This window comes from Acinetobacter lactucae, assembly GCF_013122135.1.
GTDB classification, from domain to species: Bacteria; Pseudomonadota; Gammaproteobacteria; order Pseudomonadales; family Moraxellaceae; genus Acinetobacter; species Acinetobacter lactucae.
The window spans coordinates 3357815-3372717 of sequence record NZ_CP053391.1 but is presented as its reverse complement, the minus strand read 5'-3'; the positions used below and the strand labels follow the sequence as shown (position 1 = coordinate 3372717).

The following is a 14903-nucleotide window of genomic DNA, read 5'->3' as shown; positions in this document are numbered from 1 at the left end:
TTGTGAAGTTTATATAATAACTATAATTAATAAAAATGAGATTAATTAAAAATTTTACTTTTATAAAATATAAATGTCTTAATTTTTGATGTGAATGGTTTGTTTTTTTGTTGGTGGAGTTGGAGATTAGCCTCCACCGAATTGAAAGTAATTTCTATATTAATAAAAATATAAAAGTTTAATTGATAGATAGATTAAATGGTTGCACATTCTTGTCTTGTTTCAAACTCAATAATTTTGTTTATATAAGACCATGTTTCTTCTGGATTAATATTTTCTTTATTTATAGTTCCATCAATAATGATTCCATCGACAATGTTAAGAAAGAGTCCTGTTAGAATTTTTTTATTTTCAACTTCTAGCTCTGCGAATGCTGAAAAAACTAAAGTATAAAGCCACTCACGATACTCATTAATTTGATGCTTAATAGAGGGATACAATTGCATGACTTCGATTGTGGCTTTTTTAAATAAGCAGCCATTAAAGTCATTTGTGTTGATCCATTCGATATACCAATTAAAGATTTTTTTCAGTCTAAGTGTTGGATTTTTAATATTATTAATTTTTTCCAACATTGAATGTTGGATTTCTAAATTTCTTCTATAGAGACATTCTTCAATGAGCACTTCTTTAGAAGAAAAGTATTTATAAAAAGTCATTTTTGCAACGCCAGAATCAGCAATAATTCGATCAACTCCAATGGAGGTATAGCTTTTTTGGTTAAAGAGGGCTGTTGCTGTTCTTATAATAGTTTCTCTTTTTGACATTGGTTTTCCCGTCGTGAATATTTTTTGATTAACTTTGCTATTGTAAAGTGTAGATGCTTAAATAAAACTTATTTTATAGTATTTAAAAAATTATATTTATTCAATAGTTTGGTTGATTTAAAAAAACAACATATTATGTATTTAGTTGGCAATAATTTACTTTTTTAAATATTATTAATTAATCCGTTGATTTGTTGAGATAATAAACATAGTATCAACTTGTTAAGCATAGGTGAGCGGAATTTATTTTGGCAATTGAATGCATAATTGAAATAAAGGGAAAACCTATAACTTAACTATAAGAACAACTTTCTACTGAGAATCATTATGTTAAAAAAATTTGAAGACTTTAATAATCCAAGAGAAAAAGCATTGCAGGGGATGAAAAATAGTATCCCTGCAAAACAATGGGATGAGAATTTACAATTTCTTCAACAGTTAAGAAAAAAAATTGCAGCATTACCGGTTTGTAAACATCCTGCAATTGAGTTATTAAATAATGGATATCTGGATAAGACGACTTTGAAGCATATTCATTTAGAGTATCGCCATGCGATTGTACAGATTTTTACTGATGCTCTATTAAAGGCCCAGTTTCTAACAAAACAATTGGAACCTAAACTTCATTCTGGAGCTAAGATGTATCCAAGGGTATTATTAAGTTTAAATATACTTGATGAGTTTGGTTTTCGTCCTGGACTCGATAAAGATAATTATTATTTGGGGAATCCTGAATACGCTCACTATCCTTTATATGAAGATTTACTTAATGATTATGGTTTAACTGAGCTTGACCGCCGTAATTATAAACCATCAAAATTTGCAGATCAGGTGAGATCATTCTTAGAATCTTCTTATGATAGCTATATTAACGTCGTAGCATTATTGGCTGTTGCAGAGGAAGAAGTCATTCTTTTTAGCCCACCATTACGTCAAGCGACTAAATTCGTAAATATTGATGTTGAGGGTGGGGGTTATTACCATGTACATGGTGTATCCACGGATGAAACATCTGAGGCTGCTGATGATGACCATCAAGATGACCTTTGGTTCGCGTTAGCGCAAGCGATTACAAAAGATGATTATGAAAGCTTAACCAAGCTATGTATTGATTACTGTGCTTTATGGAATGAGTTCTGGGATGCACAAATTGCAGATGTTCAATTTATTGAAGAAAAGAAACTGGCATAACCATTCTGATAAGTTTGAACAAAGCCCATCTATAAACAGGTGGGCTTTTTAAATTACAAAGTTTCTTGGAAGCTAAACTATATTCTCAAATAAGATCTAAAAAGCTTATGAGTAACTTTTGGTTTATCAACAATCATTAAACAGTTCTATAAATCTGCTACAATTACGCCAATTTTTATTTTGATCGACTTTAGATCTTTTGCACTGCAATCTCCGCAGTAGGTGTATTTCATGAGTTTTAAAGATGAGTTAGCGGCACAGGTTGCTCAACGCCGCACATTTGCCATCATTTCCCACCCCGATGCCGGTAAAACCACCATGACAGAAAAATTACTGTTATGGGGTAAAGCAATTCAGGTTGCAGGGATGGTAAAAAGCCGTAAATCTGATCGCGCAGCTACATCTGACTGGATGGAAATGGAAAAAGAGCGTGGAATTTCCATTACCACTTCTGTTATGCAGTTTCCTTATAAGGGTCACACCATTAACTTACTGGATACACCGGGACATGAAGACTTCTCTGAAGATACTTATCGTACCCTAACTGCAGTTGACTCTGCGTTAATGGTGATTGATGGTGCAAAAGGTGTCGAAGAACGTACCATCAAATTGATGGAAGTTTGTCGTATGCGTGACACTCCTATCATTTCATTTGTAAACAAGATGGACCGCGAGATTCGTGAACCACTTGAGTTACTGGATGAAATTGAGAATGTCCTTAATATTCGCTGTGTACCTATTACATGGCCATTAGGGATGGGACGTGATTTTGCTGGTGTATACAATATTCTTGAAAATAAATTGTATGTTTACAAAGCAGGTTTTGGTTCCACCATTACTGATATTGAAGTGCGTGATGGTTATGACCATGCAGATATCCGTGAAAAAGTAGGTGAGCTGGCTTGGGCGTCTTTTGAAGAGTCACTTGAGCTCGTACAAATGGCGAACGAACCTTTAGACCGTGAATTATTTTTACAAGGTAAACAAACTCCAGTTCTATTTGGTACAGCATTAGGTAACTTCGGTGTTGACCATGTATTAGATGCATTTATGAATTGGGCGCCAGAACCTAAAGCACATCCAACGCAAGAGCGTGTTGTCGATGCGAAAGAAGAAGGGTTTTCCGGTTTCGTCTTTAAGATTCAAGCAAACATGGACCCGAAACACCGTGACCGTATTGCCTTTATGCGTATCTGTTCAGGTAAATACGAGAAAGGTTTGAAAATGAATCACGTACGTATCGGTAAAGATGTACGTATTAGTGATGCATTGACATTCCTTGCGGGTGAACGTGAGCACTTAGAAGAAGCGTGGCCAGGTGATATTATTGGTTTACATAACCATGGCACAATTCAAATTGGTGATACTTTCACAAGTGGTGAAAATCTACATTTCACAGGTATTCCGCACTTCGCACCAGAGATGTTCCGTCGTGTGCGTTTGAAAGATCCATTAAAGTCAAAACAATTGCAAAAAGGTTTGAAAGAGTTGTCTGAAGAAGGTGCAACTCAGGTATTTATGCCACAAATTAGCAATGATTTGATTGTGGGCGCAGTTGGTGTACTTCAGTTTGACGTTGTTGCTTATCGTCTGAAAGAAGAATATAAAGTTGACTGCGTGTATGAGCCTGTAAGTGTTAATACGGTTCGTTGGATTCATTGTGATGATGACAAGATTCTCAATGAATTTAAGAAAAAAGCGCATGATCAGCTTTCTATCGATGGTGGCGGTCACTTAACCTATCTTGCACCAAGTCGTGTGAACTTGCAGATTATGCAAGAGCGTTGGCCTGATATCCAGTTCCGTAACACACGTGAACACTAATCTTTAAGATTTGACAGACAGCTTCGAAAAGAAGCTGTTTTGTTTTGAAAAATAAGAAAGGATGATGAGATGAATTTGAATAGAAAGACATTTATTGTGTTTTTAGTTGCGGTAATCATATTAATTTTGTCGATTTGTCTTTTTGTCTGGAAAAGCACTCAGCCTTCATCATCTTCTCAAATCAAATCAACTTCTACCCAGAATCAAAATATAGAGAAAGCCGAAGTACTACCATTTCTTAACATACAACAAGTAAAAGCTGATTATGCTTTGCCATTTTGTGAGAAGAAGAATTGTATTGATGTCGATATTCAAACGATAAAGACTCAAGATGCATGGCTAAATGATTGGATTGCGAAAAGTCAGGCTAAGGTAATTCAAGATCAAATTAATTTGAAAAAAGACTTAAGTTTGCAGCAAGCCATTAATGCTTATGTTAAAAAGTCGGATGAATGGCAAGATAAATATTCAAAGAATCGGGCTTATGAATTGCATCTTCATACTCGTATTGCATCGCAGCGTAACCAATATGTTTTATTGCAATTAGGGCTTGATACCAAACAAGAAGAGCTCACGATTAAAGATCGTTATTACTTTTTTGTTGCCGACCGACAACTGCATAAAAGCTTAACTTTGTTAGATGTTTTGAAAAAGGATCAGCAAACAGCTGTGCATCAAATGGTGCAGGTGGCATATCAAGACTGGTTAAAAAAGCAGACCGTTGACATAAAGAAAGAAGCACCAAAAACTTTATATTGGGGGCAGGCAGATTGGTTTTTTGATGGTGAAGGTGTTGGCTTACATTATCAGGCAAACCAGATTACTAAAGAAGCGCCACAGCTGGATATTTATTTATCTAAAGAACAAACCAAAAAAATATTACAACCCGAGGTTTATGAACAAATGTTTTAAGATGGTAGCAGAATTTGCAACCTCTATTTATATGCGCTAATTTCTTAGAAAGGCATAGCGTAATCTCCTTAGAATAAAAGGCAAAATATGATGTTATCTTCTAAAGCTTCACTGCGATTAACTTTGCTTGCTTCTGCTATATTTTTGGCAGCATGCCAACCTAAAGCTGATCCTAAGGATTCTCAAGAGCAGCAGAAACCAGCAGTTGAGGAACAAAAGCCAGTAGAGCTGACTTTGAAGGGTGAAACAATTCCTAGTAAGGTGGTTTTACCTGATTGTGATGGTAAAACTTGTCCAGAATTTACGGTAGAGCGCTTACAGAGTAATTTTCCTTTTATTGACAAAATTATAGATCAACAAATCTTAAATACATTAAATCAAATTTTAGAAATTGCTGAACCTGATGCTAAGGGCGCGCAAACGGAACAAAAAACAGAAGCTTCGGCGGCTGCGGGTGCAGAGCAAAAAAATAGCTTTGATGCGCAGGTACAACGTTATGCAAATTCATTTATTGATCTAGATAATGAGTTAAAAGCTTTAAGTAGTAATCATCAGATCAATCTTTTAGTTAAACCTAAAATTTTGCAGGCTCAAGGCAAAGTTGTCACTGTCGTGCTTAATAGTAGTAGCTATTTGGGTGGTGCTCATGGCTCTGCTGCACAGCATTACTATAATTTCGATTTAAAAGAGCAAAAACAGATTGAGCTTGAAGACTTGTTGCGCCCACAGAAAAAAGCTGTATTAGAAAAGTTAGCGCATGAAGCCTTTAAGACTTGGGTAACTGATTCCAAGCTTGCTGATAATGTTGCTGACTATGAGCAGGCGTGGCCGTTTAAATTATCTAATAACTTCTTGTTGGGTGAGCAAGGTTTAATCCTTCAATACGGTGAGTATGAAATTGGACCATATGTGGTTGGTCTCCCTCGATTAGTGATTCCTTATGATCAATTACACGATGTGTTGAAAGAAGAATATTTGCCCCAGCCTAAAGCTAAACCAGCTTCGGCACCAGTTGCAAAAAGTGCTGGCTAATGCGTCTGTTTGATACTCATACGCATTTCGATGTTGCCGATTTTGATGAAGATCGGCAGCAGCTAGCGCTTAATGCTAAAGAAGCTGGAGTTGATGCATTAGTCTTAATTGGGTTTGTGCAGTCACGTTTTGATGAATTATTACAAACACATCATCAGTTAAATAACTGGGAAAATGTCCCCACTTCATATTTAGCACCAGGCTTACATCCGTTTTATATTGAGCAGCATCAACCAGAGCATCTTTCTCATCTTGAACAAATCTTGCAGCAACAGGACTGTGTGGCTGTGGGTGAAATTGGTTTAGATACTTTCTTAAAAGAACATAAGCAGCCAGATATCTATGCAAAGCAAAAACAATATTTTGCAGATCAGTTAGAGCTGGCAACCCAATATCAGAAACCAGTACTGCTTCATATTAGAAAAGCACATGGTGATGTGTTGGCAATAGTAAAAGCTCAAAAATTTAAATTTGGCGGAATTGCTCATGCATTTAGTGGTGGGGTAGAAGAGGCAAAAGGTCTTATTAAGCTTGGTTTTAAAATTGGTGTGACAGGACAAATCACCAACCCGAATGCAAAAAAACTTCATACGGTTGTGCAGGCTATAGGTGCAGAGCATTTGGTGATTGAAACAGATTGTCCAGATATGACACCGCTTTGCTGTCAAACCTCAACAGAACAGCGTACTCGTAATACCCCTGTTAATTTGCCTTATGTTTTACAAAGTTTGGCTGAAAATTTAAATATGCCAGAGTCGGATTTGGCTGAGTTGCTGTGGAAAAACTCTCTCACTGCATTGAAATTATCGTAATAAAAATCAAAGATTAAAAATAGTAACTAAAACAAAACACAGCGATTAAAAAAGAAGCTTAAAGTAAGAAAACAACATGTAAAAACGTGAAAAATAACATTGCCAGACATGGGAGGATAACCCAATGGCTAAGTATAGCAATATCAATAGTTTTAATGCTTTACAGACGCTAACAGTAGGTTCCAGCAATTATCAGATTTTTAGCTTAGCCCAAGCAGAGAAAACGCTAGGGGATATTGCCAAACTGCCGAAATCTTTAAAAGTACTATTGGAAAACTTATTACGGTTTGAAGATCAACATAGCGTTAAAATTGAACACATCCATGCTTTAGCAGAATGGCTAAAAACTCGTACCTCAGATCAAGAAATTCAATATCGACCTGCAAGGGTTTTAATGCAAGATTTTACAGGTGTTCCAGCGGTAGTCGATTTAGCTGCAATGCGAGCAGCGATGGCACAGGCGGGAGGCGATCCAGAAAAGATTAACCCGTTATCTCCTGTAGACTTAGTCATTGACCACTCTGTAATGGTTGATTATTTTGCCGATGATCAGGCTTTCGAAGAAAACGTTCAAATTGAAATGCAGCGTAATGGTGAGCGATATCAATTTTTACGTTGGGGACAGTCTGCATTTAATAACTTTAGTGTAGTGCCACCGGGCACGGGTATTTGCCATCAGGTCAATTTAGAATATTTGGCTCAAGCGGTGTGGTTAGGTGAAGATAATGGTCAGACTTTTGCATTTCCAGATACTTTAGTGGGTACAGACTCACACACCACCATGATTAATGGTTTAGGTGTTTTAGGTTGGGGGGTAGGAGGAATTGAGGCCGAAGCAGCTATGCTGGGCCAGCCTATCTCGATGCTTATTCCTGAAGTCATTGGTTTTAAACTGACTGGCAAATTACAAGAAGGAATTACTGCAACTGACTTGGTGCTGACTATTACTCAAATGCTTCGTCAAAAAGGTGTCGTGGGTAAATTTGTTGAGTTTTATGGAGATGGCTTAGCTGATTTACCTCTTGCTGATCGTGCAACCATTGCCAACATGGCACCAGAGTATGGTGCGACTTGTGGTTTCTTCCCGATTGATGAAGTGACACTAGGATATTTGAGATTAACTGGTCGTCAAAGTGATCGTATTGCACTGGTTGAAGCATATAGCAAAGCACAAGGCTTATGGCGAAATGCTGGTGATGAACCTGTTTTTACAGACACTTTAAGTCTTGATATGAGTACGGTTCAGGCAAGTTTGGCAGGTCCAAAACGTCCACAAGACCGAGTGCTTTTATCAGAAGTACCAAAAACGTTTAATGCGCTGATGGAGTTAACTTTAAAACCAGCCAAAGAAGCCAAAGAGCGTTTAGAAAATGAAGGTGGTGGTGGTACTGCTGTCGAAGCAAAAAAAGCAAATATCCAACATGAAAGTCCTTCTTGCGTGATTGAAGGAAAAGAATATCCATTAAATCATGGGGATGTTGTTATTTCAGCCATCACTTCTTGTACCAATACCTCTAACCCGAGTGTAATGCTGGCGGCGGGGTTACTTGCTAAAAAAGCAATTGAAAAAGGTTTGCAGCGTAAACCATGGGTGAAAAGCTCTCTTGCACCAGGTTCTAAAGTCGTGACTGATTATTTGCTGGCTGCTGGGCTTACGCCGTATTTAGATGAATTGGGCTATAACTTGGTGGGATATGGTTGTACAACCTGTATTGGTAACTCAGGACCATTACCTGAACCAGTCGAAGATGCAATTCAATGCCATGATTTAAATGTCGCATCTGTACTTTCTGGTAACCGTAATTTTGAAGGACGTGTGCATCCATTAGTTAAAACTAATTGGTTAGCTTCTCCACCTCTTGTTGTGGCTTATGGCTTGGTGGGTAATATTCGTACCGATTTGACTACGCAACCTATTGGGCAAGGTAAAGATGGGCAACCTGTCTATTTAAAAGATATTTGGCCAAGTCAGGCAGAAATTGATGAAGTCTTGCAAAAAGTAAATACAGACATGTTCCACAAAGAATATGCGGCTGTGTTTGATGGTGATGCGACATGGCAAGCGATTCAAATTCCACAAAGTAAAACTTATGAGTGGGCTGATGATTCAACTTATATTCGTCATCCGCCGTTCTTTGAAGGCATTGGTGAGCCACCCAAAGCTATTAAGAATATTGAACAGGCCCATATTTTAGCTGTTTTAGGTGACTCGGTAACGACAGACCATATTTCCCCAGCCGGTAATATCAAAAAAGACAGTCCAGCAGGTCGATATTTACAAGAGCAAGGTGTTGAGCCAAAAGACTTTAACTCTTATGGTTCTCGACGCGGTAATCATGAAGTCATGATGCGCGGGACCTTTGCCAACATCCGTATTAAAAATGAAATGCTTGGTGGTGAAGAGGGTGGTAATACCATTCATGTGCCAAGTGGTGAAAAGCTTGCTATTTATGATGCAGCAATGCTTTACCAACAAGAGCATACACCGCTCATTATTATCGCTGGTAAAGAATACGGAACAGGTTCTTCACGTGACTGGGCTGCCAAAGGAACAAATTTATTAGGCGTAAAGGCTGTCATTGCCGAAAGTTTTGAGCGTATTCACCGTTCAAACTTGGTAGGTATGGGAGTGTTGCCCTTACAGTTTGTTGATGGACAAACTCGACAATCTCTCAACTTAACTGGTCATGAGGTGATATCAATTCGAGGTTTGTCCGATGGGATTGAACCTCATCAAATTCTTGAAGTTGATGTCAAAGGACCAAATGGAGTAGCGAGCCATTTTAATGTGTTATGTCGAATTGATACGTTAAATGAGGTTGAGTACTTTAAGGCGGGTGGTATTTTGCATTATGTACTTCGGAATTTGATTGCTGGCTAATGTCTTGAGATTAATACCAATTAATATTTATATTGATTGGTATTTGAAAAATAATCACGACGGTGTCTTACGGTAAAAAATTCTAATGGTAGTAGCTCATAACCCTACTTTTATTTCGGCAAAAGTAGGCAAAACCATTGCCATTCACAGAACCTGTTCAATACTGATTAATATTTTATGTTTTGCAAAAACAGTACCTTGTTGATGCTCGACAGGCTGTGAATGGCTTTGGCACTAATCAGAGAATGAACTAGTGCCAAGTAGCAATTTGGTTTTGAAAAGCAGTAAAATACTCGCCGTGTTTTATATCCCCTCAAAGAGTAGCAATGACCGATCTTCAACAAGATGAATATGACCGCCGTTTTGCAGGTGTAGCCAAAGTTTATGGTGATTCATCGTTCCAGCACTATGAAAAAAGTCATGTGATGGTGATTGGTATTGGTGGTGTCGGCAGTTGGGCGGTAGAGGCTTTGGCACGCACGGGTATTGGTGAGATTACATTAGTCGATATGGATGTGGTTGCGGCATCAAATGTGAACCGTCAGTTGCCTGCGCTGACATCAACTCTAGGCTGTGAAAAAGTTGAGATTATGGCGGAGCGTTGTCGCCAAATTAACCCACGTATTAAAGTAAATATTATTGATGACTTCTTAACGCCTGAAAATGTCACAGAGCTTTTAAACCCTGTACCCGATATTATCTTGGACTGTATTGATGACGTTAAAGCGAAATTGGCTTTAATGCTTCATTGTCGTTTTAATAAAATTCCTTTGATTGTTTCGGGTGGAGCAGGGGGTAAGCTTGATCCACTTAAAATCCGTGTGGCGGATTTATCAAAAACAGAACAAGATCCGATGTTAGCGAAGCTACGGAGTCAACTTCGTGCTCGCGGCATCTGTAAAAAGCCAAAAGAGAAATTTGGTATTACCTGTATTTACTCAATCGATAATCCATTTTCTAGTGCTGATGTCTGCCCATCGGCGGGCTTACGTTGCGGTGGATATGGTTCAGCGGTAGTGGTGACGTCAAGCTTTGCGATGATTGCTGTGGCTGAAGTATTGAAGAAACTCGATTTAAAGAAAGCGTAATTTAAATCTTAAAAGGCAGGCACTTATGTGAGTGCTTGCCTTTTGTTTTTTGAGTAAAGTTAAAATTGATTTAATCATATAACTCTATGCTGTCGTGTTTGGGCTGTGTTGGGAGCTGTTGATCATAAAATTTAAAGCACCATAAAATTAGAACAACAATGGTGAAGATGGCGAACCCTTTTAAATACTTCATGAATAATTCAATCAAGTGAATGGTCTTGATAAAATTCTAGCGAAGGCCATCTATCTAATCTAATATAGAAAATAGACCTTATAATCTTATTTTGAGATAGAAATGCTCACATTAAAGCAATTTCAATATTTTATAAAAATCGTTGAAGAAGGAAGCTTTACCGCGGCTTCCGAAAAGCTATTCATAGCTCAGTCTGCTTTAAGTCGGCAAATTAAATTATTAGAAGAAGAAATTGATTTTCAATTATTTGATCGTACTGATAAAAAAGTGAAACTTACGACAGCGGGAGAGGTCTTCTACAAAAAAATAAAAGATAATATGCATTATTTAAATGAGATCATTGGAGTTTCTAAGAATATTGCAGAAGGAAAAAATCGTCAGATTAAAATTGCTCACTCGAGCAGTATTATTATGGATGATAAAAAGGTCCAAATATTAAAAGAAATTAGCTTAACGCAAGAAATTAACTTTGAGATAAATACGTTGTCATCTGAGAATCAGATTTTGGCTTTACTGAATGGGGAGATTGATATTGGCTTAATTAGACCACCAGTTCGGCATACATTAGATGACGTCAATGTTATTAAATTATATGAAGAACCTTTAATGGTGGCCGTGCACATTGATCATGCTAAGTTTGCAAATAAAGAGAAGGTCGAAGTCAAAGATTTAAAAGATGAATACTTTGTTTCTACACCACATTCTAAAAGAGGTGGGTTAAGCTATTTAGTCTCAAATCTATGTTTAGCCGCAGGATTTACCTCACAAAAAGCTCCAATCCAGTCGCGTAAGACTTCACAGTTACAACTTGTGGCTGCAAATTTAGGTGTAAGTATTGTGCCTAAAGAATTTCAGCAGATCTTACCTGCTCAGGTGAAACTATTACCTTTAACCGATCAGCTATCACTTTCGGAAGTAGTTTTGGTCTATAGAAAAGATCATGATGAAATAATTCAACATTGTGCCGAACACATTCACCAAATTTTTCAATCTTAAAAAATTGATTAGGCCGCTAATCTATAATAAGTATAAGTTACGCTGTCATCTTTATAGACATCATAGCTATTTTGTTTGAAGTCGGAGACCCATTCACTTCCCGTATAGCCAGCGATATGTCCATAAACATGGTTGCGGGTACGGTGAATGATGTAAATGTCACCTTCCTGAGGTTCGTCGAAGGCTGGATCAATTTGTTTGTAGCCAATTTTTTTAAGGGTATCGCCCCAATCTGAAGCTGCGATTGGATGGTTTTCAACATTAGCACCGGCTGACTCAAGAGCAAGGCGGATACTACGTGCACATCGAGCTTTACTACGTCTAGAGGTGATGCTTTCTAATTTAGCTACGAATTTATCAACATCTATTGCTGGAGTATTGGAAGTTTCAGTTTGATGATTATTGGGTTTCATGGTGAAAGGATAAGGGAGGCTTGGTGCGCTGTGCGATACAACAATGGCTGCCTGATTTGAATCCTGATACATGTAATTATCAGCTACTTGTCCGTCATAAATAATCATCGTGAAATCTCTACCGTGCTACTCATATCCATATTAAAAAAATCACCACCTACCTGTGGCGTTCAGAGATACTAATAGGCGTACCTTAAAAGTTTTGTTTATGTTATGTAATAACGTATCTTTTTACCAGAAGTGTCTGCTCTGGAGAGAAAAGATACTTATAAAAGAGATGGTTAAAAATAGTAAAATTTAAATTATTGATATCATTATAAATAAATAACTAATCAGAGCTTAAAGTTAAATATTTTGCTTCAACATTTGCGAATATACTCAAAATCTAAGTCTCTGATTTAAAATGCCACATTTTCTTACAATTTAAGAAGTCATCACTAACTTAAACTTGCTGCTCTTTTAAATACTCTTCAGTACGAATCATGGCCGCTCGCATGTTCTGAATTGCATTTTCAACGTCAGCTAAAGTTTTTGCATTTCCGCCACTTAGCGCCTGACGCCATTTACGAGCACCTGGTAAGTTTTGGAATAAACCTAAAATATGACGTGTAATGATGGAGAGTGGCGCACCTTCAGCCATGCGCTGTTCAATATAAGGCAGCATTTGTTCCATAATATCGAAACGATCTGGTGCTTCTAAATTCCAAAGCTGTCCCAGTTCAGCGAGTAGGTAAGGGTTGTGATAGGCTTCACGACCAATCATGACACCATCAACATGTTGTAAATGGGTTTGAGTTTCAGCAAACGTTTTAATTCCACCGTTAATTTCGATGGTGAGATGTGGACGTTCTTGCTTTAAACGATATACATCTTCGTAGCGTAAAGGAGGAACTTCTCGATTTTCTTTTGGAGACAAACCTTTCAAAATAGCAATACGGGCATGTACAACGAAATACGTACAACCCGTTGCCGCGACAGTATCTACGAAATGTAGCATTTCTTCGTAAGACTGCATGTCATCAATACCGATACGATGCTTCACCGTTACCGGAATATCCACTGCCTTTTGCATATTGTGAATGCACTCAGCAACCAAGTCTGGCTCTGCCATTAAACACGCACCGATTTTATTGTTCTGTACGCGGTCACTTGGACAGCCTACATTGAGGTTGACTTCATCGTAACCCCAGTCTTCGGCCATTTTTGTGCAAGTGGCAAGCTCTTGTGGGTTTGAACCGCCAAGTTGCAACACGATCGGGTGTTCTTGTGCGCTGTAGTCCAAATGGCGTTTAGCATCGCCAAATAGAATCGCGCCTGTAGTCACCATTTCGGTATAAAGGATAACGTTTGGGTTAAACAACCGTGCAAAGAATCGGTAATCCTTCGTTGTCCAGTCCATCATAGGTGCGACAGAAATACGAGGTTGTAACGATTGAAGTGATTGCATAGCCAATAGACCCAAAAGTCGCTAAATTAATGAAAGGGCAGCATTATACGGGGTTTAGCCCTGAATCGACAGTGGCATTTAGCCGAGTAATTTATAACCACCCTTGTGTTAAATATAGGGAGATGATTTATAACAATTTACTTTGTTAATGAGCGAGTTGCTTTTTTTGTAAGAAAGCATCAATCACACTAAACAAAATGCAAAACATAACGAGTACAACACCAGCAAGACATGTCATGCTCCATCCACCACGATTCCATGCAAAAATCCCTAAAGCAGAGCCACCAGCTCCTCCAATAAAATAAGTCGTCATATAAATGGCATTAATACGAGATTTGGCATCTGGGCGTAAACGGAAAATAATGCTCTGGTTACTGGTGTGTACCAGCGCAAGTGCCAATTGGATTAAAGCAAAACCAATAACATAAGCTGAAAGTAGAGTTTGTCCGAAATAGAAACAAATCCAACTTACCAAAAACAGCCCACAACCCATCCAAGTAAGTAATCGTGTATAGCCTTGGTCGGCGTATTTACCAATATAACGTGTTGATAAAGCGCCAAAGATACCGACTAAAGGTACCAGTCCAATAAATAGGTCAGGTAAATGATGTGCCGAGGTCAAAAGTAAGGCGATGGTGGAATACAGAATACTTACTGCTGCAAATGCGAACGCACCCGTAAGTGCTCTTAGTAATAGGCGCTTTTCCTCTTTTAAGAGTTGAGCCATGGAAACAAAAATTTGCCCGTAGTTCATTTTCATACGTAAGACATAAGGCAGACGATTTTTTAAGGTAAATGCCAACAGAAGCATTAATACGCCACTAACCACATATACGACTTTCCAGTGAAAAAGATTGGAAAATAAGCCAGCCAGACTGGTAGATAGTAAAATCCCGACCAATAAGCCACTCATTAAAAAACCAATGATCTCGCCAGTTTTTTCAGGTTTTACAGTCATTGTAGCAAGTGGAATCAAGACTTGAGCTGCAACCGAAAACAAGCCCGCTAAAATTGTACCGATCCATAGCATGGGTAAGTTGACGGCAAAAGCAGACGTAAATAGACCAACTGCACAAAGCACCATTAAAAACGGAATAGCCTTGGCTTTATTGACAATATCACCCATCGGTACAATAAAAAGTAAACCGAGGGCATAAGACACCTGAGCAAATGTCACTGTTAAAGCGGCTTGTGCTTGAGTTACAGCAAATTCTTGCTGAATCGAGTGAATCAGAGGCTGACAATAATAATTCACACCTGCACACAAGCCACATGCTGCTGCCATCAACCAAAGCAAAGGTTTATTTTGACTGATATCTTCAGGGGTAGACATGATGTTCTCTCAGT

Annotated in this window: 13 protein-coding genes; 8 read left to right on the top strand and 5 right to left on the bottom strand. The window is 38.1% G+C overall.

All coding sequences use genetic code 11. The annotated features are described in order from the left end of the window. Nucleotides 1-194: 194 nt before the first annotated feature. On the bottom strand, nt 195-767 hold the full coding sequence (locus tag HLV59_RS15755; RefSeq protein ID WP_171430346.1) for a TetR/AcrR family transcriptional regulator: 573 nt from the start codon (nt 765-767) through the stop codon (nt 195-197). Between the two features lie 327 nt (nt 768-1094). Here HLV59_RS15755 and HLV59_RS15750 point away from each other — a divergent pair, with 327 nt between their 5' ends. The 7 genes from HLV59_RS15750 to HLV59_RS15720 all read left to right on the top strand — a co-directional run bounded on the left by HLV59_RS15750 (nt 1095) and on the right by HLV59_RS15720 (nt 10507). Further along, nucleotides 1095-1958, top strand: a complete 864-nt coding sequence (locus HLV59_RS15750) for a hypothetical protein (protein ID WP_081175270.1) — start codon at nt 1095-1097, stop codon at nt 1956-1958. Nucleotides 1959-2189: 231 nt separating this feature from the next. After that, nucleotides 2190-3782 carry a peptide chain release factor 3 gene (locus HLV59_RS15745; protein ID WP_005066204.1) on the top strand — a complete coding sequence of 531 codons (1593 nt, stop codon included), beginning with the start codon at nt 2190-2192 and terminating at the stop codon, nt 3780-3782. Nucleotides 3783-3851: 69 nt separating this feature from the next. Continuing rightward, the gene (locus HLV59_RS15740; protein ID WP_171430345.1) at nt 3852-4694 is read left to right on the top strand and encodes a hypothetical protein; all 843 of its coding nucleotides are present in this window, start codon (nt 3852-3854) and stop codon (nt 4692-4694) included. Nucleotides 4695-4784: 90 nt separating this feature from the next. Then, complete coding sequence (locus HLV59_RS15735; protein ID WP_171430671.1) at nt 4785-5726, top strand: DUF3298 and DUF4163 domain-containing protein; 942 nt, start codon at nt 4785-4787, stop codon at nt 5724-5726. Continuing rightward, nucleotides 5726-6538, top strand: a complete 813-nt coding sequence (locus HLV59_RS15730; protein ID WP_171430344.1) for a TatD family hydrolase — start codon at nt 5726-5728, stop codon at nt 6536-6538. Before HLV59_RS15735 ends, HLV59_RS15730 begins: the two co-directional genes overlap by 1 nt. 124 nt (nt 6539-6662) lie before the next feature. Next, nucleotides 6663-9419: an aconitate hydratase AcnA gene (gene acnA, locus HLV59_RS15725; protein ID WP_171430343.1), complete on the top strand. Its 2757-nt coding sequence runs from the start codon at nt 6663-6665 to the stop codon at nt 9417-9419. A 326-nt stretch (nt 9420-9745) separates the two neighbouring features. Then, nucleotides 9746-10507 (top strand): tRNA threonylcarbamoyladenosine dehydratase, encoded by a 762-nt coding sequence (locus tag HLV59_RS15720; RefSeq protein ID WP_171430342.1) that lies wholly within the window; start codon nt 9746-9748, stop codon nt 10505-10507. Nucleotides 10508-10577: 70 nt separating this feature from the next. Here the strand turns inward: HLV59_RS15720 and HLV59_RS15715 are convergent, their stop codons facing one another. Continuing rightward, a complete protein-coding gene (locus HLV59_RS15715) occupies nt 10578-10700 on the bottom strand; it encodes a hypothetical protein (RefSeq protein ID WP_081033649.1) in 123 nt (40 codons plus the stop codon). Nucleotides 10701-10796: 96 nt separating this feature from the next. Here HLV59_RS15715 and HLV59_RS15710 point away from each other — a divergent pair, with 96 nt between their 5' ends. Then, on the top strand, nt 10797-11696 hold the full coding sequence (locus HLV59_RS15710) for a LysR family transcriptional regulator (RefSeq protein ID WP_171430669.1): 900 nt from the start codon (nt 10797-10799) through the stop codon (nt 11694-11696). Nucleotides 11697-11704: 8 nt separating this feature from the next. Here the strand turns inward: HLV59_RS15710 and HLV59_RS15705 are convergent, their stop codons facing one another. From HLV59_RS15705 to HLV59_RS15695, 3 genes are all read right to left on the bottom strand, one after another. Continuing rightward, nucleotides 11705-12217 carry a hypothetical protein gene (locus HLV59_RS15705; protein ID WP_061874674.1) on the bottom strand — a complete coding sequence of 171 codons (513 nt, stop codon included), beginning with the start codon at nt 12215-12217 and terminating at the stop codon, nt 11705-11707. A gap of 334 nt (nt 12218-12551) precedes the next feature. After that, nucleotides 12552-13556: a tRNA dihydrouridine(20/20a) synthase DusA gene (gene dusA, locus HLV59_RS15700; RefSeq protein WP_125739353.1), complete on the bottom strand. Its 1005-nt coding sequence runs from the start codon at nt 13554-13556 to the stop codon at nt 12552-12554. A gap of 145 nt (nt 13557-13701) precedes the next feature. Continuing rightward, nucleotides 13702-14889 carry an MFS transporter gene (locus HLV59_RS15695; protein ID WP_171430341.1) on the bottom strand — a complete coding sequence of 396 codons (1188 nt, stop codon included), beginning with the start codon at nt 14887-14889 and terminating at the stop codon, nt 13702-13704. Nucleotides 14890-14903 lie beyond the last annotated feature (14 nt).